This window comes from Aeromonas sp. s8, from assembly GCF_040907785.1.
Taxonomy (GTDB): Bacteria; Pseudomonadota; Gammaproteobacteria; order Enterobacterales; family Aeromonadaceae; genus Aeromonas; species Aeromonas veronii.
Window position 1 is genome coordinate 95871 of sequence record NZ_JBFOCL010000042.1, and the last position, 25158, is coordinate 121028.

The 25158-nt window shown below is 56.4% G+C and carries 23 protein-coding genes and 1 rRNA gene; 8 read left to right on the top strand and 16 right to left on the bottom strand.

Annotated features, from left to right (window positions below):
- Positions 1-101: 101 nt before the first annotated feature.
- The 7 genes from AB5Y86_RS14755 to AB5Y86_RS14785 form a co-directional block, all read right to left on the bottom strand.
- The gene (locus AB5Y86_RS14755; RefSeq protein ID WP_005357028.1) at positions 102-614 is read right to left on the bottom strand and encodes a cupin domain-containing protein; all 513 of its coding nucleotides are present in this window, start codon (positions 612-614) and stop codon (positions 102-104) included.
- A gap of 125 nt (positions 615-739) precedes the next feature.
- A complete protein-coding gene (locus AB5Y86_RS14760) occupies positions 740-1102 on the bottom strand; it encodes a cystatin domain-containing protein (protein ID WP_026034886.1) in 363 nt (120 codons plus the stop codon).
- A gap of 100 nt (positions 1103-1202) precedes the next feature.
- Positions 1203-1859: a DUF3313 domain-containing protein gene (locus AB5Y86_RS14765; RefSeq protein ID WP_064335116.1), complete on the bottom strand. Its 657-nt coding sequence runs from the start codon at positions 1857-1859 to the stop codon at positions 1203-1205.
- Between the two features lie 390 nt (positions 1860-2249).
- Entirely contained in the window at positions 2250-3380 is a 1131-nt protein-coding gene (locus tag AB5Y86_RS14770) for a PotD/PotF family extracellular solute-binding protein (protein WP_368193195.1), read from the bottom strand.
- 57 nt (positions 3381-3437) lie between these two features.
- Positions 3438-4073: a LysE family translocator gene (locus AB5Y86_RS14775; protein ID WP_368193196.1), complete on the bottom strand. Its 636-nt coding sequence runs from the start codon at positions 4071-4073 to the stop codon at positions 3438-3440.
- Between the two features lie 40 nt (positions 4074-4113).
- Positions 4114-4935: an AraC family transcriptional regulator gene (locus tag AB5Y86_RS14780; RefSeq protein WP_368193198.1), complete on the bottom strand. Its 822-nt coding sequence runs from the start codon at positions 4933-4935 to the stop codon at positions 4114-4116.
- A 60-nt stretch (positions 4936-4995) separates the two neighbouring features.
- On the bottom strand, positions 4996-5712 hold the full coding sequence (locus AB5Y86_RS14785; protein WP_368193199.1) for a substrate-binding periplasmic protein: 717 nt from the start codon (positions 5710-5712) through the stop codon (positions 4996-4998).
- A gap of 265 nt (positions 5713-5977) precedes the next feature.
- Here AB5Y86_RS14785 and AB5Y86_RS14790 point away from each other — a divergent pair, with 265 nt between their 5' ends.
- Complete coding sequence (locus AB5Y86_RS14790) at positions 5978-6517, top strand: hypothetical protein (RefSeq protein ID WP_115544248.1); 540 nt, start codon at positions 5978-5980, stop codon at positions 6515-6517.
- A 44-nt stretch (positions 6518-6561) separates the two neighbouring features.
- Here the strand turns inward: AB5Y86_RS14790 and AB5Y86_RS14795 are convergent, their stop codons facing one another.
- From AB5Y86_RS14795 to rfaD, 6 genes are all read right to left on the bottom strand, one after another.
- Entirely contained in the window at positions 6562-7761 is a 1200-nt protein-coding gene (locus AB5Y86_RS14795; protein ID WP_368193213.1) for a 3-deoxy-D-manno-octulosonic acid transferase, read from the bottom strand.
- A 245-nt stretch (positions 7762-8006) separates the two neighbouring features.
- Entirely contained in the window at positions 8007-8717 is a 711-nt protein-coding gene (locus AB5Y86_RS14800) for a glycosyltransferase family 32 protein (RefSeq protein WP_368193201.1), read from the bottom strand.
- Position 8718: 1 nt separating this feature from the next.
- Complete coding sequence (locus AB5Y86_RS14805; protein WP_368193203.1) at positions 8719-9450, bottom strand: glycosyltransferase family 25 protein; 732 nt, start codon at positions 9448-9450, stop codon at positions 8719-8721.
- Entirely contained in the window at positions 9447-10766 is a 1320-nt protein-coding gene (locus AB5Y86_RS14810) for an O-antigen ligase family protein (RefSeq protein ID WP_368193204.1), read from the bottom strand. The genes AB5Y86_RS14805 and AB5Y86_RS14810 overlap by 4 nt, the downstream gene beginning before the upstream one ends.
- A gap of 39 nt (positions 10767-10805) precedes the next feature.
- The gene (locus tag AB5Y86_RS14815) at positions 10806-12566 is read right to left on the bottom strand and encodes a polysaccharide deacetylase family protein (RefSeq protein ID WP_368193205.1); all 1761 of its coding nucleotides are present in this window, start codon (positions 12564-12566) and stop codon (positions 10806-10808) included.
- 118 nt (positions 12567-12684) lie between these two features.
- Positions 12685-13641, bottom strand: a complete 957-nt coding sequence (gene rfaD, locus AB5Y86_RS14820; protein WP_005340846.1) for an ADP-glyceromanno-heptose 6-epimerase — start codon at positions 13639-13641, stop codon at positions 12685-12687.
- 158 nt (positions 13642-13799) lie between these two features.
- Here rfaD and AB5Y86_RS14825 point away from each other — a divergent pair, with 158 nt between their 5' ends.
- From AB5Y86_RS14825 to AB5Y86_RS14845, 5 genes are all read left to right on the top strand, one after another.
- Positions 13800-14444 carry a TetR/AcrR family transcriptional regulator gene (locus AB5Y86_RS14825; protein WP_005340848.1) on the top strand — a complete coding sequence of 215 codons (645 nt, stop codon included), beginning with the start codon at positions 13800-13802 and terminating at the stop codon, positions 14442-14444.
- 115 nt (positions 14445-14559) lie between these two features.
- The gene (locus AB5Y86_RS14830; protein WP_005342487.1) at positions 14560-15750 is read left to right on the top strand and encodes a glycine C-acetyltransferase; all 1191 of its coding nucleotides are present in this window, start codon (positions 14560-14562) and stop codon (positions 15748-15750) included.
- A 55-nt stretch (positions 15751-15805) separates the two neighbouring features.
- Complete coding sequence (tdh, locus tag AB5Y86_RS14835) at positions 15806-16834, top strand: L-threonine 3-dehydrogenase (protein ID WP_103250870.1); 1029 nt, start codon at positions 15806-15808, stop codon at positions 16832-16834.
- Between the two features lie 197 nt (positions 16835-17031).
- The gene (locus AB5Y86_RS14840; protein ID WP_041234042.1) at positions 17032-17487 is read left to right on the top strand and encodes a cytochrome c5 family protein; all 456 of its coding nucleotides are present in this window, start codon (positions 17032-17034) and stop codon (positions 17485-17487) included.
- Between the two features lie 84 nt (positions 17488-17571).
- The gene (locus tag AB5Y86_RS14845; RefSeq protein WP_123172112.1) at positions 17572-19848 is read left to right on the top strand and encodes a bifunctional diguanylate cyclase/phosphodiesterase; all 2277 of its coding nucleotides are present in this window, start codon (positions 17572-17574) and stop codon (positions 19846-19848) included.
- A 129-nt stretch (positions 19849-19977) separates the two neighbouring features.
- Here AB5Y86_RS14845 and rep read toward each other — a convergent pair whose 3' ends face one another.
- Entirely contained in the window at positions 19978-21996 is a 2019-nt protein-coding gene (rep, locus tag AB5Y86_RS14850; RefSeq protein ID WP_368193207.1) for a DNA helicase Rep, read from the bottom strand.
- 180 nt (positions 21997-22176) lie between these two features.
- Here rep and AB5Y86_RS14855 point away from each other — a divergent pair, with 180 nt between their 5' ends.
- Both AB5Y86_RS14855 and AB5Y86_RS14860 read left to right on the top strand, forming a co-directional pair.
- Positions 22177-23397, top strand: a complete 1221-nt coding sequence (locus AB5Y86_RS14855; RefSeq protein WP_368193209.1) for an aminotransferase class V-fold PLP-dependent enzyme — start codon at positions 22177-22179, stop codon at positions 23395-23397.
- A gap of 13 nt (positions 23398-23410) precedes the next feature.
- The gene (locus tag AB5Y86_RS14860) at positions 23411-23845 is read left to right on the top strand and encodes a SufE family protein (protein ID WP_058056434.1); all 435 of its coding nucleotides are present in this window, start codon (positions 23411-23413) and stop codon (positions 23843-23845) included.
- A gap of 21 nt (positions 23846-23866) precedes the next feature.
- On the opposite strand, the gene tcdA is transcribed toward AB5Y86_RS14860, so the two are convergent.
- Both tcdA and rrf read right to left on the bottom strand, forming a co-directional pair.
- Positions 23867-24703, bottom strand: coding sequence for a tRNA cyclic N6-threonylcarbamoyladenosine(37) synthase TcdA (tcdA, locus tag AB5Y86_RS14865; RefSeq protein ID WP_064339107.1), 837 nt, complete (start codon positions 24701-24703; stop codon positions 23867-23869).
- Positions 24704-24896: 193 nt separating this feature from the next.
- Positions 24897-25011 (bottom strand): 5S ribosomal RNA (gene rrf, locus AB5Y86_RS14870).
- Positions 25012-25158: the final 147 nt, after the last annotated feature.

Genomic DNA, 25158 nt, shown 5'->3' on the forward strand with positions numbered 1-25158 from the left:
GCGCCGCTCGCCACAGGCGGCAAACAGATAGCAAAAGCCTGCCAAGCGGCAGGCTTTTTTATATCGGGTGGTACTGGGCTGGTGTGCAGAAGGGCTGCCCCCTAGAAGGGGCCGTTGCGCTCGCGCAGCTTGTCGGGCAGGCCGTCGTGATCACCCAACTCACGTTCGGGCACATCATCCCAGTGCAGCTTGCCGAGGGTGATATTGCGCTCGGGATGCACGGCGTAGTGGATGCGGTTGTCCTCCCGATCCGTGTCGCCAATGCAGAGCAGCCGGACAGTCTCTTCGGTGTTGTTGATAAAGGCGTGGGCCAGCCCGTCACCGGCCTTGAAGCCCACCGAGTCGCCCGGTTGCAGCCGATAGAGGACGCCATCGAGCCAGACATCCGGCGTCCCTTCCAGCACGTGAACAAACTCGTCCTCGGTCTTCTCGGCATGGGGCCAGCTGGTGCGATGGCCGGGCTCGACGATCTCGTGGTGAATGCCGATGCGGCTAAAGCCGAAGTGTTTGCCGAGGGCGCAGCCGCGAGAAAGGGGCTCCTGACTGCCGGAGTAGTAGCGCGGCGTCTGCTCTTGCAGCTCGCTCCAGTGTTTGATGCAGGGGTGGCGATTCATAGCGGTTCCTTTTCCATGAGGATGCAGTCACGGGAAGGGTCATCCTGACTGTCAGAATGCGGGGAGAAAAGCAGAAATTTTCTGGTCAGATGAGCCCCTCTGACGAGGGGCTCAACAAGCAGGAATTACTTGGCCTTGACGCAAGGCAAGGGAGGAAGCTCACCCTGTGCAGCCGTGCGGGTCATCTGGTAGTTGCCGGCAAGATCCCGATAGACACGGGTGTTCCACACCTCTCCGTTGTCGAGCTGGAACTCGATGTCGTAGTTGACCCCGGAGACCACCTGGCTGCGCACCTCGCGGATGCTCTGCAGTTTGGCGGCCGTGTTCATGCGAGCCAGCACGCTGGCCAGCGCAGCCTCCCCTTCAGCATTGGGCAACGGCTGACTCTGCCAGCCACCCGCCATCGGCGCACACTCAGGCGTGGGTGACGAGGTGCTGCAGGCACTCAACAGGCCAGCAACAAGGATGGGTAACAACACACGTTTCATATCATTTTCTCCTGCCTGCAAAATGACCACCTTATCAACATCTTACCATTATTGCAGCCCAAAAGGCTCCCGCAGCGCCCCGCTTGGACGCACCAATCGATCAGCGCCCCAGATTGTCCGCCAGCTGTTTGGCGCGGCTGGCAGCCCACTGGTCGATCATCTTCTCCATCTCCTCGGCAGTGATGGGCTCATCCTTGTGGGTGGTATCCGTACTCTCGCGGGCATCCATCACACGCACCAGCAGCTTGCCGCTCCGGGAGTCGAGCAGCTGGGCCATGCTGCCCACCTTGAGCAGATAGGGCTCCTTGCCGATCACTTCGCGGGTGACATTGATGGCGATCTTGGCCGGCAGCAGGTCACGCAGCTTGGGGTCGGGGCGGGTCAGGTCGAAGTTGGTGACAGCGGCCTGGATCCGCATGACTTTCGGGCCGGGGGCGGAGGCGATCTTGACGCCCTGCTTGATCAGCTCGCTCTGGAACTTGTCGTGGTAGTAGCGGCCAATCTGGTTCTGTTCATTGGCGGTCAGCAGATACCACTGACCGTTCTCCTGCCGGATAAACTGCAGCGGATCGAGCAGCACCTCATTGTATTGGCGCAGATCAACACCCGGCTCCTTGTAGACACGCTGATTGGGGTTGCTCTCGCTCTGCTGGAAGGCAGTCAGCGGGATCGCCTGCAAGCTGTGGGATACCTGATTCTTGACGGCGCAGCCACCCAGCAGGGCCGCAGCCACGGCAACCATCACGACCTTTTTCATATTTGCTCCTGCATTTTACTGTTTGTTTTTGCTGTGGATTTCGCACCACATGGCTGGAGAACCCGTGCCGGATGCCGCCAATGTCACAGAGAAATAACCTATTCATCACCTTCCCACAAGGGACAGATCAGGATTGTTCAGCTCACATCCAAGTTGTCACAATTGAGGCACTTTTGTACAGGGTCAGCCAGGGTACGAACGGCAATCTGGCGAGGGTTCGGTTGTTTAATCCGGCTAAATGGGGCTGCGGTAAGCGCTCAGTTTTTTCAAACGATGTGAGCCCGCGAGCGGCGTGAGTTGAACGGGGGAATACCCTGGAGCGGGTGATGACCGATCATCAGCCATCTTGCGCAAACTTGCCTGCCGCCGGAGAAGAGGCAGGCTCATTCATCAGTTATCGAGATCCCAGGGGCACTGCTTGACCAGCCCCTCTTTGCCGCTGGCGACGATCGCCTGCTGCACCATCCGTTTGTAGCGATTCTTGATATGGGCGGGCAACGCGGGCACCAGCAGCCGCTCGTCAAACTCCGGCAGCGGGCGATCCGGCAGCACCGCCTGCTCCTGCGGGCTGAGGGGCGGCCGGGAGGCCATATTGCTGGCCGAAATGGTGGGCGTGCCCACCAGCATCTGGCGTTGCAGCGGCGCGCTCAGCAGAAAATCCACCAGCAGGTAGGCGGCCTTGAGCCGTGCGGGATCATCGTCAACATGGCGGGCGATGGAGATCGCATCGAGGGCATAGATGGCCCCCTCCTGCACCATGGCGATCCGCCACTGCTGCTCGTTCTGCTTATTGCACTCCACCAGCTCCAGCCCCCAGGTGGTGGCAAAGGTCTGCTGGCGCAGATCCTCGCAGCGGTTGGCCTGATTGAACCAGAAGCCGCGACTGGCTCGCAGCCGCTGCGAGAGTTGCTGCTCCACCTCTTGCTGCAAGGTCTTGTCGGCCAGCATCTCGCCGCTGGCAAACAGGGCGGGCGACTTGCCCAGCGAGAGCAGCACCGAAAAGAGCAGCGGCTCGAACTGGTCGCAGAACTCGGCAAACTGACCCGGCGGCGAGCTGTTGGCGAGCACCTGCCAACTGGTGGGCGCTTGCGGCACCTGCTTGCTGTCATAGGCGAGGCTGAACATGGCGTAGGAGAAGGGCACCGAGTAGTTGCGCTCCCCCTGCTTGTCATACTCGGTGTTCTTGAGGGCGGGCTTCACCTCGGCGTAGTGCTGCAGGCGGCTGAAATCGATGGGGAGCAGCAGCTTGAACAGCGGCTGGTGATGGGCCTTGTAAAAGTAGCTGGTCGGCAGCACCACATCGGCGCTGCGGGTGCGCAGGGCGCGGTAGACGCTGTCGAAATCGGTCAGCAGCGGCTCGATCCGGCTGACCGTCGCCTCCACCCCATGGGTTTTGGCGTAGTCGGCAAACTGTTGTTCATAACCCGCAGGCAGATAGCCCCACTCCAGCAATTTGAGCTGAACCGGGGCCGCCAGCGCCGGGGTCATCCCCAACAACCAGCAAAGAGGCAGTAGACGCATGGCCGGGTACTCCTGACAGGTAAACCTTGTTGGAGTATAGGCCCATGCGCCGACTCGTCAGGCCATCAGCTCGGCCCCCATGCTCGCCAGAATGGAGAGGCTGACCACCGCAAACAGCACGCCGGTCACCAGATTGAGCGGCCGCTGCACCCGCAGCAGCCGGCGCTGGGCACGATCGGTGGAGAGGCTCCACGCCAGCAGCCCGAACCAGCAGAGGGAGATGATGAAGAGCTCGCCCACCAGCAGGCTGCGGGTCATTCCATCCACCTCTGGCGTCACCATGGCGGCCAGCAGACCGATAAAGAACACCAGCGCCTTGGGGTTGAGCAGATTGGTGGCAAGGCCAGTGCGCACGCCCCTGCCCCAGCCGCGCAGCTCGTTGGCGGCGCTGGCCATCACGGTACTGCTCTGCTGGCGAGCCGCCATCAGGGCGCCCCACCCCAACCAGCCCAGATAGAGGGCGCCGCAGCACTTGATCACCATAAACAGCAGCGGGTGACTGGCGATCAGCATGCTGATCCCGGTCAGGCTCAGGGTGGCGTGCACCATGATCGCCAACGAGATGCCCAGCGCCGCGCCAAGAGCGGTCGGCCGGTGCAGGCTGGTGCGCAGGATCAGGGCGAAATCGGGGCCGGGGCTGGCCAGTGCAATCAGGTGCATCAGGCCGAGGGTAACGAACAGACTGGTCAGCATAACAACTCTCGCTTTAACGACGGAGCGCCAGCATGGCGGATCAGCGGGGGGCGCGGCTTGTAAAAGATTGCATCTGGGCACGAAATTCGGCGGGTGTCAGACCGAATGCCTGGCGAAAGCCGTGGTGGAAGTGACTCTGATCGAAGAAGCCGACCGCCAGCGCCACCTCGCTCACCGCCATGCCGCTCGCCAGCAGCCGCTTGCCCTGCTCCAGCCGCAGCCGTTTCAGCCAGGCGTAGGGAGTCATGCCGCTGCGCTTCTTGAACTGGCGCAGGAAGGCGAAGCGATCGAGCCCAAGCAGCCCCGCCAGCTCTTCCAGCGAGTGGGGCTCGTCGAGGGCGGCCATCAGGTAGTCGCGCAGGAATCGCAACTGGGGATCCGCCAACTGGTGTACCTCGGGGGCCAGATGCAGCAGCTCCCCCAGCAGGGCAAGCAGCTGGCTCTCGATCAGCAGGCCATCGGCCTTGGGGTTGTCGAGATAGCCGTGCAGCTGGGCAAAGCCCTGATAGAGGTCGGGGCGGCTCTGCAATCCCTTGTCGAAGAAGGGTTCCGGCTGCTCCGGCAGCCAGAGCATCAGCTGCTGCGGATCGATGGCGAAGACCCGCACCTCGTACCCTTCCGGCAGCAGGCTGAGGCCGTCGTGCACCTCATCCGGATTGACGGTAGATAGCACCCCGCGCACCAGATGGTGGCTGTTCCCCTTGTGGATAAACTTCTGGCCACCCCGCTGCACCAGCCCGATATGGTAGTCGAGATGGACATGGCGGCCATAGCTGAACGCCCTGTGGTGGGAGTGTGACAGCTCGACCCCCGGCAGGTGCGGGGATTGCCAGTAGCGGATGAGGGAATCGGTGGTATTCATGGGTTATAGATACACCAGAAGCGGGCCTTGGGCTTGTAGATTATTGCACGCAACCCCCTCTCAACGCCCCCACAGCCGCGGGGTTGGTTCTACCAGCGAGGCGAGCGGCACCCGCTCCACCATCTGACGCATACGCTGCACCAGTTCGGGATTGCCATCCCCCAACGACTTGTTCAGCACGATATGCACCTGCAGCGGGGTGACCGGCAGGTAGATGAGGCGGGTCGCCGCAGGGAGCTTGGCACGAAAATGGTTGGCAGAAATATCGTTGGAGAAGAGCGCGGCATCAATCCGCCCGCGTAGCAACTTCTGCATGTTGCCATGCTCCCAGCTGAGCTGGGAGAGGGTGTCGATATGGATCTGCGGATGCTGCAACAGCGGCGGCACGATCGCCTGACTCGACCAGCCGATGGTGGTGCCGAAGAGATCTTCTTGCCGTTCGACCGAGTGAAGTCGCGATGGCACCAGTACCACCAGCACTGGCCGCAGCAGCAACAGGTGGGAGTCGATATAGAGAAAGTGACGAGCACGCTCGGGACTGTAGCTCAGCAACGGGGTCAGATCGCACTCGCCGCTCTCGAGGTTGCTGAGCAGCCGCGCCACATTGAGCCCCTGCCACTCGATGGTGCGCCCGATCGCGGGTTCGATATGACGGCGAAAGTAGTCGATCACCGGCCCGGAGACCTTGCCCTGCTGATCGATGGTGACCAGCGGCGCCAGCTGGAAGACACATCCCCGCAGTGGCGCGTTGATCGCCACAGCCTGGCTGATGGTCATAAGAGGGAGAAGAAGTGCCGATAGCAGTAATACCAAACGCGTGCCCGAACGAGAGATGCCCATAGGCACAAGGCAAATGAGCGGGCTATCCGCTCCCGCCGCGCTTCGACCTCTTGTGCCCCCTACTCCCATGACCAATGGGCCCCCGTTTTATTGCGGTGAAAATCAATACTTCCGCTGCTTTGATGGATTTTGGTCTCTTGAGATATAGTGCGGCCCCATTCATCAAACCGGCGGGTGAGCGCCCCGCCGGACAGGTAAATTCATGAGACTGTTTTTGCTGTTGTTGTCGTTGTTTGCTGCGACTGTAAGTTCTGATGAAAAGCCGCGCCTGCCCTATTACGACTGGGGTCGCTGCCCGTTTGAAGGTTGTACCTATCAGTCGTGGACCACCAAGCAAGAGGTGATCGTCAGAGCCGAGCCATCCCTGACGGCCAAAGCGCTGTTCCGGCTACCCCGCGGCCAGCAGGTGGAAGGGCTGACCGGGGTTGTCATTACCGAACAACCGGGGATCGTTGAGATACTCAGATCGGTCAAGCTGGGCTACAACGAGGAGGGAAAAGGGCCGCTGCTGAATATGAAGGCAGGGGAAACGCTTTATATCCTCGGCGGACTGGGCGAAGGCAATAGCCTGTTCTGGTACAAGGGCAAAACCTACATTCTCGATTATGACTATGCGCGCAAAGAGATCAGATACGGCCGGTCACCGCAGAACCAGTGGTGGGTAAAAATTCGGGACAAGCAAGGGCGTGAGGGTTGGGTTGCCGAAGCCAAAAACTTCGCCCATATGGACCGTTTCGAATAGTGACAGCCAGCCCCCCCGAGACCGGGGAGCTGGGCGTGGATGACTCACTGCTTGGGTTGCAGCTTCATCTCTTGCAGATACTCCAGCACCTGGGTTTTGTAGTCCGCCTGATAGGAGAACTTGGTGCTGTCGCACGCCGCGATCAGGTTCACAGCGGTGCAGAACAGGGTGGCCACCAGCAGCCCCTTGCCAACCCACTGCGGATAACGACGGCTCCAACGCACCAGTAACAGCAGGATCGGGAACAGGGCGTAGGGGAAGATCAGCATCAGGTGCCAGTAGTTGAAGATGATCGGCGACAGAGCCGCACTCACCAGCACCGCCAGCACCGCCGCCAGCGCATAGAGACCGAGCCAGCTTTCACCATCCACTGGCGCGCGGTCGCTGCGCAGCAGGCGCGGCTTGAGCTCACGCCACAGCTGCCAGTTGGCCTTGGCCGCCAGCAATACGGTCGCCGAGCCCACTCCGTAGATCACCACCCGCCACAGCCAGACTGCCGCCATCTGCAGGTATTCGTGCCCAGCCAGCCAGATGAACTGGGTGTCATTGACCAGCTTGCTGGCAAACAACCAGGAGCCGTAGCGCAGCCAGTAGAGCACTGATTTCAGCACCGGATAGACATGCACCAGCCCCCAGCCGATATAGCGCTGGCGCGCCTCGGGATCGACGTTTTGGGTGATATGGCTGTTGCTCATCACTTCCATGGCATAAGGGATCAGGGAGGCACCGATCAGCAGGGTAGCCACCACCACCCCACTCCAACTCACCTTGAGAATGCGGCGCCAGAACAGATAGGTGGACATTACCGCCAATAGTGGCCAGGAGTAGTGCAGTTGCATCGCCATGCCGATGGCCAGCAGGTGAACGATCATGTGCCAGAAGGAGGCCCGCTCGCGCATATGCCAGGCCGACCAGCAGTGCATGGCCGAGAAAAGGAACAGATAGGAGGGGTTGTAGAGCAGACTCTCGTACTGGAACCAGGGGTTAAGCCAGCAGAGCACCAGAAACAGCAGACGCACCCTGTCATCAAACACCTGACGGATCACTGCATCAAACAGCAGAAACCCGACCAACCGCATCGCCAGCAGCAACACCATGGGGGCATAGGGAGAATCCCACAGTAGCAGCGGCCCGCCGATCAGCCAGGCCGACAAACTCCCCGGCACATTGCCCACCGCACTCGCCGCATTGCCATAGCTGAGCCAGACCCCCTCATAAGCCCCAAGGTAACCCTTGTAGAGCATCTGGGTCTGGTCGCCGGTTAGGAGTTGGTGGCTAAAGAACAACCAAGATAACATCAGCCCAGAAAAAATAACGGCCCCAAACATCATCTTGCTGTAGCGCTCACTAAACACAACCATCAAATTCATACCAACCAGAAAAATTTGACTAGAACTTTAACAGTTATTCACCAACGTTTCCCAACTGCAACTCACATTTTATCATCGACATCAAGCGTTAAGAATGAATGCAAAAAGCGTATCATTCCTTAACTCCTGAAGCGAAATAGCTCTTTTTGATATTCATATAGAAACCCCAACATACCCTTATGTTTTGATTTCAGGAATACTAATCCGTTTGAGCGTTTCCAACTATGTTGAAACCAGTGTGTTACATATCTATCTGGGTGTGGAGTGTAATTTATTTTTTCGCCACTATAATCATAAAAATAATGTTTATCAAAAACCCCAACATTTTCCACAATCGACTCACTTTTAAGAATATGGGTCATAATATCAGGCCCCATATAGAGCTCTGACTTCATGATTTCATTCTCGTAGAAATGGATCAACCGTGCTAATGTAGAAGAATCCTGCTTGGCGTAAATTATTGCCGTACCAATTCTATCACCCTCTTCATAACCAACCCCAAAATTATAGTCATGGAAAATACCAAACGGATTTTTATTTATTGTAACATCCGTATCCATATATAGACCGCCCTCTTCAGCAAGAATTTTCAAGCGAAGATAATCAGTCACAAAAGCATAGAGTCCCTTTTCATAGCATCGCCTTGAAAATTCACACCCAGCTATCCAATGTTTTATTTTAGGGTCGCAATCTAACCATATTTTATATTCATACCCCTGCTTACTCCAATCATCAATACATACATGTGCAAGTGGTGGCAAGCGGTCACCCAACCATATTGCATGTATTTTATCACAACCTATTCCTGTATTATTTTTTGAAGCTTTCATGTTATCCCTTCTGATTTTTATATTTTTTATTCCAAAAATACATTCTTACAAAGCGATAAAACCTATATATTTCTCGAGATGCCTTAAAAAGTAGCGGCACCTTAGCCAAGGCCACCTTGTTTTGAATTCCACTCTCCATATCACCAGGGCTATATATTGCATATGGCAGCACACCGACTGACTGGACTTTGTGTCGATATGACTCACCAATAAAGTTATCTACTGAACATAGCCATCTGCTACTGCAACCAACCAGCTTTCTGGCTCCATTAGGATTAATACTATATCCCGTCGTCCACCTAACATTGTTATGCCAGAGCATTGTTTGTATTCCATGCTCATATTCCAGTGCCGTCGCGTCACCGATCTGCGGCTCCAGCTTCAAATACTCATATTTTTCATGTAGTTTAGGTAGGGCTTCGAATATATCACAGAAATATCTTGTCGGTAGAAAATCATCCTCAAGGACAATTATCGGCTCATTTAGCTCTATGCATTTCTCCCATAGTAAATAATGACTTGCATAGCAGCCTTTCTCACCGGGAGTCAGTGGACGACTTCTTAAAAATTTTCGGTGCATATCATCCGGACACCCTTGTAATCTTTCGGGCAGTCCAGCAAAACCATTTATTGCATCAAAAAATTCAAACTCAACATCAAGTTCTGCCAAAACTCGCTTAACTCGCTCACGGCGAGACTCAGCATTTTTTAAGCTGACAATAAAAATTTTCATATATTATATTCGTCCAATTTATTTCGGCGAGATTGATATTCAAGAAAGTCACTATATAATGCAAATGAATACACTGTTCCCATAAAGGTGTTGAAAACCCATTGACCTGAACGCATATATAAGAACGATTCAAAATTGTTAATTATTAGCCAATAGATCAAGAAACTAATGGCAATACATTTTATTAAGGTAGGAGCATTACTCCTCACAGCCTTGTATACAGGATAGAACATCAGTACATAGGTGAATACGAGCCCCATTGCACCATAAGAAACTGCAGTTTCAAAATTTGAATTATGCAGATGTCTAAATTCCGCCTTAATATAGTCAGGCAAAACATTTGACTGAGTAATCACTAAAGAACGGCTGCCATCACCAGTACCAAAAATAGGATGAGAATAAAACCAATTAATCGCCTCCAGCCATGTCTGTAGCCTGACACCGATACTTATATCTTTCACCTCTCGCCAGTTCCCTGATAACATGTTATGTAAATCACCTGGATGTGAAAAACCAGCATAAATACGATTATGAACAAAATCAACATGATATATGATAATTCCGATGACGAATAATATACCATAGAGCATGATAATCTTTCTGAGTGAAACCCTGTCTCTAAAATAAGCATATAACAATGGTATCACAAATATAGATATGAACACTGCCAGCCAAGATTGTCTTGACTGTAACATCATCAACAATGCCCCTAAAAGAACCAAAAACAAACATGATATTGAAACAACAACACCTTTATTATTTATTTTCTGTGGCGCGACAGTATATATAAACCAAAGTGTACAGATGAAAGCTGCGCCTATTATCAAGGAGCCATGCTGCGCATTTCTATAGCCAAAGTCTACTCGACTACCGTGCATTCCAATTATAAATTGTTCAAAAAAATCAGAGTAATAAAACAACGTAAAAACACTACCAACAGAAAATGCAAGTAGTGTCACGATAGATCTCTTAAGTGACCCCTTTAGCCAAAAAGCCACGACAAGAAACACCATTAAATAAGAAAACGGTTTGAGATTAGGAGTAGGCTGTGCGAGTTCAGGTATAGTTCTAGTTGACATAAACCAGCTTACGAACTGAATTACTCCTCCAATTACTAGCAACCAAAACACTACATTTCTGGAAAAAAAATCCCGATACACAGCTATTGCTACCAAACCACCAATAATCATAACGGTTTGAAAGAAATCGCCAACAACCTGAAATGAATCTTTGAACATCACGTAGCATATAATGGAGAGAAACATTAATGATGAGCAATGCTCACTCTCCAAGTATCGCTTTATAGAGTCTGTCATACCTATTAATTACCTTGAGTATGGCAGGAAGCTATCAGTTCACTTCCTGAACACATAATTCCCACGAATTTTTCGCCACAGCCCGAATACATCAGTACGGGGGAAGATGGCAATCCGGCGGATCTGGAAAGGGTCCTGGTGCATTGCTTTGGGGCCGCTATTGGTAGCGACGGCAAAACGATACCCGGCGGTGATAGCCTGTTCCTTGGCACTCTCGTTCATATCTCCGTAAGGGTAGGCAAACGAGAGCAGCGGATGGCCAAGCAGGGCCTCCAGTTGGCGTTTATTCTCCTGAATTTCATGGGCTTGTTGTTCGGGTGTGAGCTTGCTCAAGCGGGGGTGAGTCAGGGTATGACCACCAATTTCCACATGACCGCTGGCGGCCAGCACCTTGACCTGCTCACCACTCATCAATGAGACCTTGGTATCAGGATTGGTCGGATGCTCCACATCCCAACGGTTATAACCTTCGCCGGTAACCACGTACACCACGGCTTTGTAACCATATTTTTCCAGCAGTGGCAGCATGCGGGTCAGGTTGTCCTGATAGCCGTCATCGGCGGTGATCATCAGGTACTTCTTGCCGTATTGCAGACGGTGGATAAAGCCTTTGTCCGCCAAATCGCGGAAAGTCAGGGTTTCGTAGCCTAGCCACTTCATCAGTCGCAGATGCTTCTCGAACATGGTGATCGGCATCCAGGTGCCATGCACTCCTTTCTCGCTATCCTGCTCGATAAAACGGTGGTACATGATGACGGGCATCTCGCGGCGCAGGGTTTCGACTACGGCATCCTGATAGATGGTTTCGAGGCCGGATACTACCCCCTGCAAGCCATACTCATCCTGAATGCGCTGCCGAATGACTTCCGGCACCGTCTTGCTGGTCAAAGCGGTCTCGATTTCTCCCTTAAGGGCAGCAAAATCGATAGCCAGATCCTTGGGGCCGATATCGCCAAAATTACTCGCCAGAGCATCATCCAGATTCTGTTCGGTCACCAGACCAACTGCCTTGGCTTCACCAATGGCAAAGGCGGGCCGACCACAGAGCAGTGCTTCCATCGCCACCCGACCGGCGCCGATCACCAGATCGCAACTCGCCAGCAGAGCGGGCACATCATCGACATAACCAACAAACTCGGCACGGCCTTCGAAACGGGCAAAGCGCTCCGGTACCTTGGTACCGCTGACAATCCGCACCTTGCAGGCATCCAGATCGAGTACCTCGTCGAGCAGACGGTAACAGAGCTCCCCTTTGGGGCCGCTCAAACGGCCAATGATGGCGATCACCGGCTTTGGATTATCCGGCGCAGGCACAGGCTGGAATTTGTCGGTTTCGATACCGTTGCGCAGCACCTGCACGATCGCGGGATCCACCCCCAGATTGTCGACTATCTGATGGGCAATATCCTCACAAACGGCAACCGCCCTAAGCCCAAGGGCATGGAATGCCTTGCGCGAAGCGTGCACCGGCTGGCGACCATGAACCGTGGTAATCATTGGTGTGCCAGTCAGTTTGCAAGCGACATAGCTGCTCCAGCCGGAGGCGCGGGAGTGAGCATGCACCAACTGGATATGGTGCTTCTTGATGAGATAGATGAGGTAAAAGACGTGCCAGAAGCGGCGCAGAATGCTGCGCTTGTTGAATCTCAGCTTGAAGACGGGACCAAGCGTCGGCTTGGTCAGGGTATCAGAAACATAAAAGACGTTGTGACCACGCCGGGTCAGTTCGTTACCGACCGTGGTGGCATAGACCTCAGCTCCCGTTACCTCGAGCTGGGAGAGTGCCATCAATATATTCATCGCGCGGTTACCCGATAGAGAAGAGAGGAACGGCAAGCAGCCACAGAGACCAGAAACCGGAAGCAGGCGAGTGCCCACTTCCGGTTTTGCGCTCAAACTGCCGCGTTGTGCTCACCCGTTAGCGGTTGAGCCAGGCCATGTAATCCGCTACCCCTTCGGCAACGGTTTTGAACTCGGCGTCATAACCCACGCTGCGCAGCTTGGTCATATCAGCCTGGGTGAAGCTCTGGTAGCGGCCCTTGAGGTGATCCGGGAAGGGAATGTACTCAATGGCTCCCTTCTGATGATGCTTGATCACTGCTTCGGCCACGTTCTGGAACGGCTCGGCACGGCCGGTACCGCAGTTGAAGATGCCGGAGTGTTGCGGGTTCTGCCAGAACCAGAGGTTTACCTTGCATACGTCGTCAATATAGATGAAGTCACGCATCTGACCACCGTTCGGGAAGCCATCGCAACCTTCGAACAGCTTGGGATTCTCGCCCTTCTTCACCTGGGTATTGAGGTGGAAGGCAACGGAAGCCATGGAGCCTTTATGCTGCTCGCGTGGGCCGTAGACGTTGAAGTACTTCAGACCGACAACCTGAGAGTTGATCTCCGGCATCCAGCGGCGCACGTACTGGTCAAACAACTGCTTGGAGTAGCCGTAGACGTTGAGCGGCTGTTCGAACTTGGGATCTTCGATGAAGTTGTCATTGCGGCCACCGTAGGTCGCGGCAGAAGAGGCGTAAATAAACGGGATTTCACGCTCGATGCAGTAGTGGAACAGATCTTTGGAGTACTCGTAGTTGACCTCCATGATGAACTTGCCGTTCCATTCGGTGGTGGCAGAGCAGGCGCCTTCGTGGAAGATCACCTCGATGCCGTTGTCCCACTCTTCAAACTCGTCACCGGAGACGATCCGAGCCTGAAACTCGTCTTTGTCCATGTAGTCAGCGATGGTCAGATCGACCAGGTTGACGAACTTGGTGCCGTCGGTCAGGTCATCAATGACCACGATATCGGTCCGTCCTTGAGCGTTCAGCTGCTTGACCAGATTGCTGCCGATAAAGCCAGCACCGCCAGTTACTACGATCATGGAGTTTGCCTCTCGTACGTTGATGGCTACATGTGACTGCTTGTTAAAGCTGTGTATAGTGAGCCAATTTGAAATTGCCGAAAAGTTTATCACGGGCCGTCCGGGGATTCGACCTTGTTCAAAACTGCCCCGAGCGGAACCTGTTGGAGGAATGAGTGATGAAAACCAGAGACAGGATCATTCACAGCGCGACCGAGCTGTTCAACGATCAGGGTGAACGCAACATCACCACCAACCATATTGCGGCGCACATGGGCATCAGCCCGGGCAACCTCTACTACCACTTCCGCAATAAAGAAGACATCATCCACTCCATCTTCGACCAGTATGCCCGCCACCTGAGCGAGAGCTTCGTCCCGACCCGCAACCGTGAAATCACCCTGCAGGATCTGATGGGATATCTGGATGCCATCTTCTATCTGATGTGGCAGTTCCGCTTCTTCTACGCCAATCTGCCGGACATCCTGAGCCGTGACGAACCGCTGCAACAGAAGTACCTCAAGGCCCAGGAGCAGATGCGCTCCTCCGTGGTCGCGCTACTCAGAAGCCTGCGCGAAGGGGGCATTATCGATGTCAGCGATGAAGACCTGCCGGATCTGGGCCAGACCATCAAGATGGTGGTGACCTGCTGGATCCCGTTCCAGATTGCCCAGGCCCCCAACACCCGCATCACCAAACCGCTGCTCTATCAAGGCGTGTTGAAGGTGCTGTTCCTGCTGCGCCCCTATGTGCAACCCCAGGTGGCCGGACAGATCCAGCAGCTGGAGCAGCACTACCGCCAGCTGGCCCAACCAGCTGGGTGAGATCTGTTTCACATTTGTTGAATATCAGCACAATCATTTGAATTTACCGCAACAGATTGCAGTAAAATGTCGCCCTCTGTTGATACGCAGCTGAAATAGCCACTAAGGATCGAGGATGTCTAACGGATTCTATCGTCACCTGACCGAGCAACTGAACCAGGTGCAAGCTGAAGGGTTGTACAAGCAGGAGCGCATCATCACCTCCGCCCAGCAGGCCAGCATCGCCGTCGGCGGTGAGCAGGTACTGAACTTCTGTGCCAACAACTATCTGGGGCTGGCCAACCACCCGGACCTGATCGCCGCCGCCCATCAGGGACTCGACAGCCACGGCTTCGGCATGGCCTCGGTGCGCTTCATCTGTGGCACCCAGGACCAGCATAAAGCGCTGGAGCAGAAGATGTCTGCCTTCCTCGGCACCGAAGACACCATCCTCTACTCCTCCTGTTTCGATGCCAATGGCGGTCTGTTCGAGACCCTGTTCGGCGCCGAAGATGCCATCATCTCCGATGCCCTCAACCACGCCTCCATCATCGACGGCGTGCGGCTGTGCAAGGCCAAGCGCTATCGCTATGCCAACAACGACATGGCCGAGCTGGAAGCCCAGCTCAAGCAGGCTGATGCCGACGGCGCCCGCTTCAAGCTGATCGCCACCGACGGCGTCTTCTCCATGGATGGCGTCATCGCCGACCTCAAATCCATCTGCGATCTGGCAGACAAATACGATGCGCTGGTGATGGTGGATGACTCCCACGCCGTCGGCTTTATCGGCGAAAACGGTCGTGGCACCCACGAATATTGCGGCGTGATGGATCGGGTCGACATCATCACCGGCACTCTGGGCAAGGCGCTCGGCGGCGCGTCCGGTGGCTATACCTCCGGCAAGAAAGAGGTGATCGACTGGCTGCGTCAGCGCTCCCGCCCGTACCTCTTCTCCAACTCGCTGGCCCCCTCCATCGTTGCCGCCACCATCAAGGTGATCGACATGCTGGCCGAGGGTCACGACCTGCGCGCCCGCCTGAAAGAGAACAGCCGTTACTTCCGCGAGCGGATGAGCGCCGCTGGCTTCACTCTGGCTGGCGCCGACCACGCCATCATTCCGGTGATGCTGGGGGATGCCAAACTCGCCTCCGAAATGGCAAGCCGCATGCTGGCAGCCGGCATCTATGTGGTGGGCTTCTCCTTCCCGGTCGTGCCCAAGGGTCAGGCCCGCATTCGCACCCAGATGTCTGCCGCCCATACCCGCGAGCAGCTGGACAAGGCGATCGACGCCTTTATCCGCATCGGCCGTGAACTCGGCGTTATCTGATTTGAATCAAGGGGCTGCAGCCCCTTTTTTCTGCATTCGTATTGAAGGAACAGCCATGAAAGCACTCTCCAAACTGCACAAAGAGGTCGGCATCTGGATGACGGATGTGCCGGCCCCCGAGCTCGGCCACAACGACCTGCTGATCAAGATCCGCAAAACCGCCATCTGCGGCACCGATATCCATATCTACAACTGGGACGAGTGGTCCCAGAAGACCATTCCGGTACCCATGGTGGTCGGCCATGAATATGTCGGCGAAGTAGTCGCCATCGGTCAGGAGGTGCGCGGCTTCGCCATCGGCGATCGGGTCTCCGGTGAAGGGCATATCACCTGCGGCCACTGCCGTAACTGCCGCGCTGGCCGCACTCACCTCTGCCGCAACACCATTGGTGTTGGCGTCAACCGCCCGGGTGCTTTTGCCGAATATCTGGTGATCCCCGCGTTCAATGCCTTCAAGCTGCCGGACAATATCCCGGACGAGCTGGCTGCCATCTTCGACCCGTTTGGCAATGCGGTGCACACCGCCCTCTCCTTCGATCTGGTGGGTGAAGATGTGCTCATCACCGGGGCAGGCCCCATCGGCATCATGGCCGCCGCCGTCTGCCGCCATGTGGGTGCGCGCCACGTGGTGATCACCGACGTCAACGAATACCGGCTGGAGCTGGCCCGCAAGATGGGCGCCACCCGCGCGGTCAACGTGGCCAAGGAGAAGCTGGCCGACGTGATGAGCGAGCTGGGCATGACCGAAGGGTTCGATGTGGGGCTGGAGATGTCAGGCGTCCCGAGCGCCTTCCAGGAGATGATCGACAAGATGAACCACGGCGGCAAGATCGCCATGCTTGGCATTCCCCCCTCCACCATGGCCATCGACTGGAACAAGGTGATCTTCAAGGGGCTGTTTATCAAAGGGATCTATGGCCGCGAGATGTTCGAAACCTGGTACAAGATGGCCAGCCTGATCCAGTCCGGGCTGGATCTCTCCCCCATCATCACCCACAGATTCCACATCGACGAATTCCAGCAGGGGTTCGATGCGATGCGCTCCGGCCACTCCGGCAAGGTGATCCTGAGCTGGGATAAATAACCCTTTTCACCCTTTGGTTACTCGAAACCTGGCGAATGCCGGGTTTCTTTTTATCTCCACCACCCGAATTGCCGTGATATCGGCCAAAACTTTGCACGCAGAGTGTTTAACACTTCACACACAAGCGTTTAAATGGCTGTAACTATTCGGTTATAATCCCGTCGTTTACATGGATAATAAAAGACTGCTGGGAGTATATGAGCGTGTTGAAAAAACTGAGCTATTTGCTGGCTGTCGGGATGACGGCCGCCAGCTTGTCTGGGGCAGTGCTTGCTGCCGATGAGATGTCACCGGAGGCCATTGCCGAGCGGATCAAACCAATCGGTCAGGTCTATACCGCCAAGGATCTGGAAGGTATTGCCGGCGCGAGTGCTGCACCGACTGCGGCCGCCTCTTCCGGTCCCCGCGATGGCGAAACGGTATACAAGGGCGCCTGCTTTGCCTGTCACGACACCGGCGCCGCTGGTGCCCCCAAACGGGGTGACAAGGCAGCCTGGGATCCTCGCATCGCCCAGGGCATTGATACTCTCAAGAAACATGCCATTGAAGGCTTTACCGGCAAGTCCGGCATGATGCCTCCGCGCGGTACCTGTGCGAACTGTAGTGATGAAGAGATTGAAAACGCCATCCACTACATGATCGACAAGCTGTAAGTATTTGAAAGGGCCGCAATTGCGGCCCTTTCAATCTATCGGCTTCCGACTACTCTTGTAAGGTAGACATATCGGGAGTTGCACATGTCGTCCCAATCCATCGAACCCCACTACTCAACTCCCCTGTTGGCGTTGGTCTCTGCCATTATGGACTTCCCGGCGCCACAAACCGCCACGTCTGACGATTACGATGCCCTGATCCAGCAGATTGACCAACTCTGCCCGCTGCAACATTTCGGCATGCTGGGCCTCTCCGATACCGGTCTGAACTGGCTTTACGCCTACAAGGTCAGCGACATCTTCAAGCAACAGCTGGGCCGTGAGCAGTCCCGCATCACCGATCAACTCACCCAGCTGGATGAGGCCGAAGGGTGGTGCGTCTTCCCCATCGAGCATGGCCAGATACAGTGGTTGCTGGCGCGTGGCACACCAGCCGACCTGCCGACCCTGCGTCTGCTGCTGGAGTGTCTGGCCAAACGGCTGACCGAAACCCAGGCGGGATCCCATCTCACCGAGCTCCCTTCACCGCTGATCCGCAAAGACCCGAACTGGAAAAAGAAAATCGAGAGCATCAGCCGCATCATGCGGCTCGCCAATACCCTGCCGGCCCAGGCGCTCTTCTCCCAACTGGAAGCGGTACTGCGCCAGATGCTCACCATCGAGGACATGCTGCTGGTCAGGCTAACCAGTCAGAAGCTGGAAAAGATCTACCCTGCCCATCCCCATCAAGGGGACGAGTTCATCAGCGGCTTGTGCCACAGCACCAGCAATATCGAGGTGAGCAGGGAGTCCCGCTACTGGCACAGCATGCCGCTGCGGCTGCAACAACAGTACTTCGCCCACTTCATCATCAGCACGGCTCAACCGCTGGAGACCGACGACAAGCTGTTTCTCGACTTTCTGCGTGGCCAGCTCACCCTGCTGCTGGAGCTGAGACGGATCCGCCAGCAGCTCAACGACATCAATACCGAAGACTCCATCAACCAGCGGCTGCAACAGCTGCGTCAGACCAACCTCAGGCTGCAAAAGCAGCTCAAGCAGCATCAGGAGCTGGAACGGCGGCTGCAATTCGATGCGCTTCACGATCCGCTGACCCAACTGCCCAACCGCGCGCTGTTGATGAACCACCTCAACCACGCCATGACCCACTACAACCGCTACAAGTCACCGGGATTCGCGGTGATTTTTATCGATGTGGATCACTTCAAGCAGATCAATGACACCCTGGGCCACAGCGCTGGCGATCAGCTGCTCAAGGAGGTGAGCCGCCGCCTGCAGACCTGCATCCGGCAAAACGATCTGGTGGCCAGACTGGGGGGCGACGAGTTTGTCATCTATCTGGACAGCAGCAAGAGCGACGATGACATCAGCCCGGTGCTCAACCGCATTATCAGCCGTCTCTCCTACCCGTTCCGGCTACTCGGCAACGAGTTGAGCATTACCGTCAGCCTTGGGGTATCGAGCGTCTCCGAGCAAACCTCAGATATCAGCCAGCTGCTCCATCAGGCCGATTTGGCCATGTATCAGGCCAAGCGCAATGGTCGCAGTCGCATCGTCAGCTACTCGGATGATTGCATCAACCAGAACTGGAATTCGCCGGAAGAGATGCTGGCCAGAGCCCTGCGGGAGGGGCGTATCGTCCCCTATTTCCAACCGGTGATCCGGCTGCAGGATAGCCGCCTGACCGGACTGGAGGTGATGGCGCGCTGGCTGACCGAGGAGGGGATTCTGAAGGATGCGTTCGACTTTATTCCGCTGGCAGAGCAGTGCGGCCTGATTCTGGAGCTGGATTACCAGATCCTGCGCCACACCTGTCAGCAACTGAAGAACTGGCTGCCAATCTCCGGGCAGGGCAAGTTCAAGGTCGCCATCAATCTGTCGGGCAAGCATCTGGTCAACCATGACCACATCATGCGGCTGATGGGAATTATCGAAGAGGAAGGAGTCGCCCCCGGCTATCTGATTTTTGAATTCAACGAGCGGGAGCTGTCGCGGCAAGATTCCGATGCGCTGGCATCCCTTCATGACCTGAGGGCCAAGGGTATCCAGATCAGCCTCGATGATTTCGGCACCGGCTTCTCCTCCCTCAACGCCTTGTTCCACTTCCCGGTGGATTACATCAAAGTGGATGACAGCTTTACCCAGAGGATGCTGCAATCGCCCAAAGATTTGGCGCTGATCCGCGCCATGCGGGATATCTGTCAGGATCTCGATTACACCTTGGTAGTCGAGGGGATCGAGAACCAGCAGCAATTGCAGAAGCTGATTGATATCGGCTGCCGGATGGGGCAAGGGCGCTATATCTCACCGCCCATGCCGGGAGCAGACATAGTACCGCTACTGACCCCGGCCAATCCTTAGGGTTAATCCTTCTTGAACAACGCCCGCAGGTTGGCAACACCGACCTGCCCCTTCTGCTGGCGCTCCTTGGCGGTCACCTTCTTCTGGTTTTCCCCTTGGGGATAACTCAAGAAGTAGAGAAGAATCGCCCTACCCCTTTTTCAAATTATGTTGTGCTCTTATCTGAGCAAGAGCATCCAAACCTCTTTGCTGACGCTCTTCAGGGCTGACTACTTTTTTATTCTCCCAATCCAGATCATCCTGCGGCAGCTCCAGCAGGAAGCGGCTCGGCTCTGGCCGTACCGACTCGCCAAACTGACGCCGCTCCTTGCAGAGGGTGAAGGTCAGTTCGGTCTGAGCCCGGGTGATCCCCACGTAGGCGAGACGCCGCTCCTCCTCCACGTTGTCCTCGTCTATGCTGGTCTGGTGGGGCAGCAAGCCTTCCTCCATCCCCACCATGTAGACATAGGGGAACTCCAGCCCCTTTGAGGCATGCAGCGTCATCAACTGCACCTGATCCGCATCATCCTCCCCTTCGTTGCGCTCCATCATGTCGCGCAGGGTGAGGCGAGTGACCACCTGAGCCAGCGTCATCGACTCCTCCAGCTCATCCCCTTCCAGCATCTCGGTGATCCAGCGATAGAGGGTGGAGACGTTCTGCATCCGCATCTCGGCCGCTTTCGGGCTGGGCGAGGTCTCGTAGAGCCACTCTTCGTAGTGGATCTCCTTGATCATGTCCCGCACCGCTTCTACCGGATTGCCGCGCAACGCCTGATCGCCAAGGCGTACCAACCAGTTGGTGAAGGCCTGTAATGCAGTGAGGCCACGGCCAGAGAGGTGCTGCTCCAGCCCCAGCTCGAAGCTGGCGGCAAACAGGCTCTTGCCGCGTTGATTGGCATACTGACCCAGTTTTTCGAGGGTGGAGGGGCCAATCTCGCGGCGCGGCAGGTTGACCACCCTCAGGAAGGCGGTGTCCTCATCCGGATTCACCAGCAGCTTGAGGTAGGCCATGATGTCCTTGATCTCGGTGCGGGAGAAGAACGAGGTGCCGCCGGAGATGCGATAAGGAATCCGGTTGGTCATCAGCGCCTTCTCGAAGATGCGCGACTGATGGTTGCCCCGATAGAGGATGGCGTAATCCTTGAACCGGGTGCGGTTCATAAACTTGTGGCCCATCATCTCGGCGGCGATCCGCTCCGCTTCGTGTTCCTCGTTCTTGGCGAACAGCACCTTGAGCTTCACCCCTTCATCCAACTCGGAGAAGAGCGCCTTGTCATAGACGTGCGGGTTGTTGGCGATCAGGATGTTGGCGCACTTGAGGATCCGCCGCTTGGAGCGGTAGTTCTGCTCCAGCTTGATCAGCTTGAGGCTGGGGAAATCCTCGCTCAGCAGCACCAGATTCTGCGGCTTGGCACCGCGCCAGGAGTAGATGGACTGGTCATCATCCCCTACCACGGTAAAACGGGCCCGCTCGCCGACGATCTGCTTCACCAGCTCGTACTGGCTGGTGTTGGTGTCTTGGTACTCATCGACCAGCAGATAGCGGATCTTGTTCTGCCAGCGCTCGCGCACCTCCTGATTGCTCTTGAGCAGCAGGGTCGGCATCACGATGAGGTCGTCAAAATCCAGCGCGTTATAGGCCACCATCTGGCGGTGATAACGCTCATAGAGCTGGGCCATCAACACCTCGTCCGGCCCGCGAGCAATACGCATGGCGCGGGCTGGCAGGATAAGGTCGTTCTTCCAGTTGGAGATTTGGCTGATAAGGGCCGAGAGCTTGTCCTTGTCGTTGTCGAGCTCGTCTTCAGTCAACTCTTTCAGCAGCGCCAGCTGGTCGGTGTCATCGAACAGGGAGAAGTTGGCCTTGAGATTCAGACTCTTGTGCTCACGACGAATGATATCGAGACCCAGGGTATGGAAGGTGGAGACCATCAGCCCCCGCGCCTCCTTACGCCCCAAAGTCTGGCCGACCCGCTCTTTCATCTCCCGCGCCGCCTTGTTGGTAAAGGTGACCGCCGCGATGTTGCGCGCACTGTAGCCGCATTGCTGCACCAGATAGGCAATCTTGTTGGTGATGACGCGGGTCTTGCCCGATCCGGCACCCGCCAGCACCAGGCAAGGGCCGGAGACATACTTGACCGCTTCGTTCTGATTGGGGTTGAGCTTCATGGGCCGGATCTCTTGGCTTATGATGAGGGGCGGCATTGTACCAGAAATCACCCGACGAACCGTATCAGCTGCACGGCAGGCAACCGCCATTCCGACTTATCGCGCCTTGTGTTTGGGCGCTATTTTCAGGATCATGGCCGACCTTCGAAATGATGACTTTTTCCAGATAGTGAGGGGAGCATGAATCAGCAACAGCATGACCAACTGCGCAGCCAGTTTCCGGCCTTGGCGCAGGAGGTAAACGGCCACCCTCTGGTCTATCTGGACAACGCCGCCACCACCCAGAAGCCGCAAGCGGTACTGGATGCCATCGTTCACTACTATGGGGCCGACAACGCCAACGTGCACCGCGCCGCCCACGCTCTGAGTGGCCGCGCGACCCGCGCCTTTGAGGCTGCCCGCGAGACTGTCACCCGCTTTATCAATGCGCCCCGCAGCCACGAGGTGATCTGGACCCGCGGCACCACGGAAGCGATCAATCTGGTAGCCCAGAGCTGGGGGATGAGCGAGCTCAAGGCGGGGGATGAAATCATCCTCAGTACGCTGGAGCACCACGCCAATATCGTCCCGTGGCAGCTGGTCGCCCAGCGTACCGGCGCAGTCATCCGGGTTATCCCCCTCGATGAGCGGGGCGATCTCGATCTGGCCGCCTATCACGCCATGCTGGGGCCACGCACCCGGCTGGTAAGCGTGGCCCACGTCTCGAATGCCCTCGGTACTGTCAATCCGGTCACCCGGATGGTGGCTGCCGCCAAAGCGGTTGGCGCCGTGACGCTGATCGACGGCGCCCAGGCGGTGGCTCATCTCGAGGTGGATGTGCAAGCCATCGGCTGCGACTTCTACGCCTTCTCCGGCCACAAACTCTATGGCCCGACCGGCATCGGTGTGTTGTGGGGCCGCACCGAGCTATTGGAGCTGATGCCGCCCTGGCAAGCCGGTGGCGAAATGATCGATCGGGTCAGTTTCAGCGGCACCACCTTCAATACCCTGCCTTTCAAATTCGAGGCGGGCACCCCCCATATCGCTGGCGCTATCGGCCTCGCTGCCGCCATCGACTTTGTGATGGGGCAAGATAGGGAATGGCTCGCCCAACATGAGCAGGCACTGACCGACTATCTGGTAGCTGGCCTGCAACAAGTGCCGGGGTTGCGTCTGGTCGGCGAACCCGGCCAACGCGCCGGTGCGGTCTCTTTCCTGCTCGACGACATCCACCCGCAAGATGCTGCTACCCTGCTCGACATGCAGGGTATCGCCCTGCGAGTCGGCCATCACTGCGCCATGCCGCTGATGGAATCGCTCGGGATCGGCGGCACCATACGCGCCTCGCTGGCTTGCTACAACAATCGGGATGATGTCGACGCCCTGCTGGCCGCCCTGCACAAACTCTGTGACTTCTTCTAAGGCAGACAACCGAATGAGTGACCTCGCAAGCTATACCCAGATTGGCCTTGAGCCCAACGCCGACACCATCCGCCAGCAGTTTGCCGCCGCCCACGGCTGGGAGAACCAGTATCGGCTCATCATCCAGCTCGGCAAGCAGCTGCCAGCGCTACCCGCCGAATGGCAGCAGGAGGAGTTCCGCCTCAAGGGGTGTGAAAGCCAGGCTTGGCTGAAGGGAGAACAAAGCGAGGATGGCTGCTGGCACTTTGCCTGTGATTCCGATGCTCGCATCGTGCGTGGCCTCATCGTAATCGTGCTGGCGGCACTCAACCACCAATCGTCTGCGGCGATCCAGGCATTTGATATGGAAGGGTATTTCACCGAACTGGGACTTGAGAAACACTTGAGCCCGTCACGAGGCAACGGGCTCAGAGCGATCGTACTGGCGATCCGGGAACAGGCTGTCTAACCCGCTCTGTTCAGTGGTCGATTAAGCTTCGCCAATCGATCCAGCTTCTTCATTCCCGCTCTCTTTCTCGGCTCGGGCGCCCCGCTCGGCAATCTTCTTCAATACCCGGGACGCGGCAACCAGCCCGAAGGTTGCCGTCACCGGCGTCACGGCGCCAAAACCGGAGGCGCAATCCATCTTCATGGTGCCATCGCTGGCGGCCTTGGCCTGACAGGTGCCACCATTACCATCCGGATAACTCAGCTGCTCGGTTGAGAAGACACACTCCACCCCGAATTTGCGCGCCGGATTCTTGCTGAAATTGTGCAACCGGCGCAGGTCGGAGCGCACCTTTGCCGCCAACGGGTCTTGAATAGTCTTGGCCAGATCGGCCACGGTTATCTGGGTCGGATCCATCTGCCCGCCAGCACCACCGGCCACAATTACCGGTATCTTGTTGCGCTTGCAGAAGGCAATCAGCGCCACCTTGGCCTTGACCGAGTCGATGGCGTCCACCACATAGTCAAACTCCCGCTTGATATGCTCGGCCAGATTATCGGCAGTGACGAAATCATCCACCTCGATCACTTCGCAATCCGGATTGATGGCGCGAATACGCTCGGCCATCACCTCGGTCTTGAGGCGACCGACCGTCCCCTGCATAGCGTGGATCTGGCGATTGGTGTTGGTGATGCAGATATCGTCCATGTCGATCAGGGTGATCTGGTTGATACCGGCGCGGGCCAGCGCCTCGGCTGCCCAGGAGCCCACGCCGCCGATCCCCACCACACAGACCTTAGCCTGGCTAAAGGAACGCAGGGCGTTCTGACCATAAAGACGGGCAATGCCCCCGAATCGCTGTAGATATTCTGCTTTCATACCACCACCTTGCTTGAGGGCGGCCATTATAGCGACAACCACCGCCAGCCGCGATGGCATAACCGGAGAAAATCGGGGAGGAAAAACAGGGAAAACGGCAGAGAAAAGGGAATAAAAGGTCAGTTATCAGACGACTTTCTGAATTGCAGGCAATAAAAAACCCCGCTCATCGAGCGGGGTTCTTAAATTGGGTGCCTGGCAGTGTCCTACTCTCGCATGGCGAATGCCACACTACCATCGGCGCTACCGCGTTTCACTTCTGAGTTCGGCATGGGATCAGGTGGTTCCACGGCGCTATGGCCGCCAGGCAAATTCTTAATCTGAAAAGCTGACGTGAATAACGATGTTGCTCGTGGCCTGTCGTTATCACTGAATTAGTAGTTCGCTTGGTATTTGCTACAAGCCTTAGAACACTTCTTGGGTGTTGTATGGTTAAGCCTCACGGGTAATTAGTA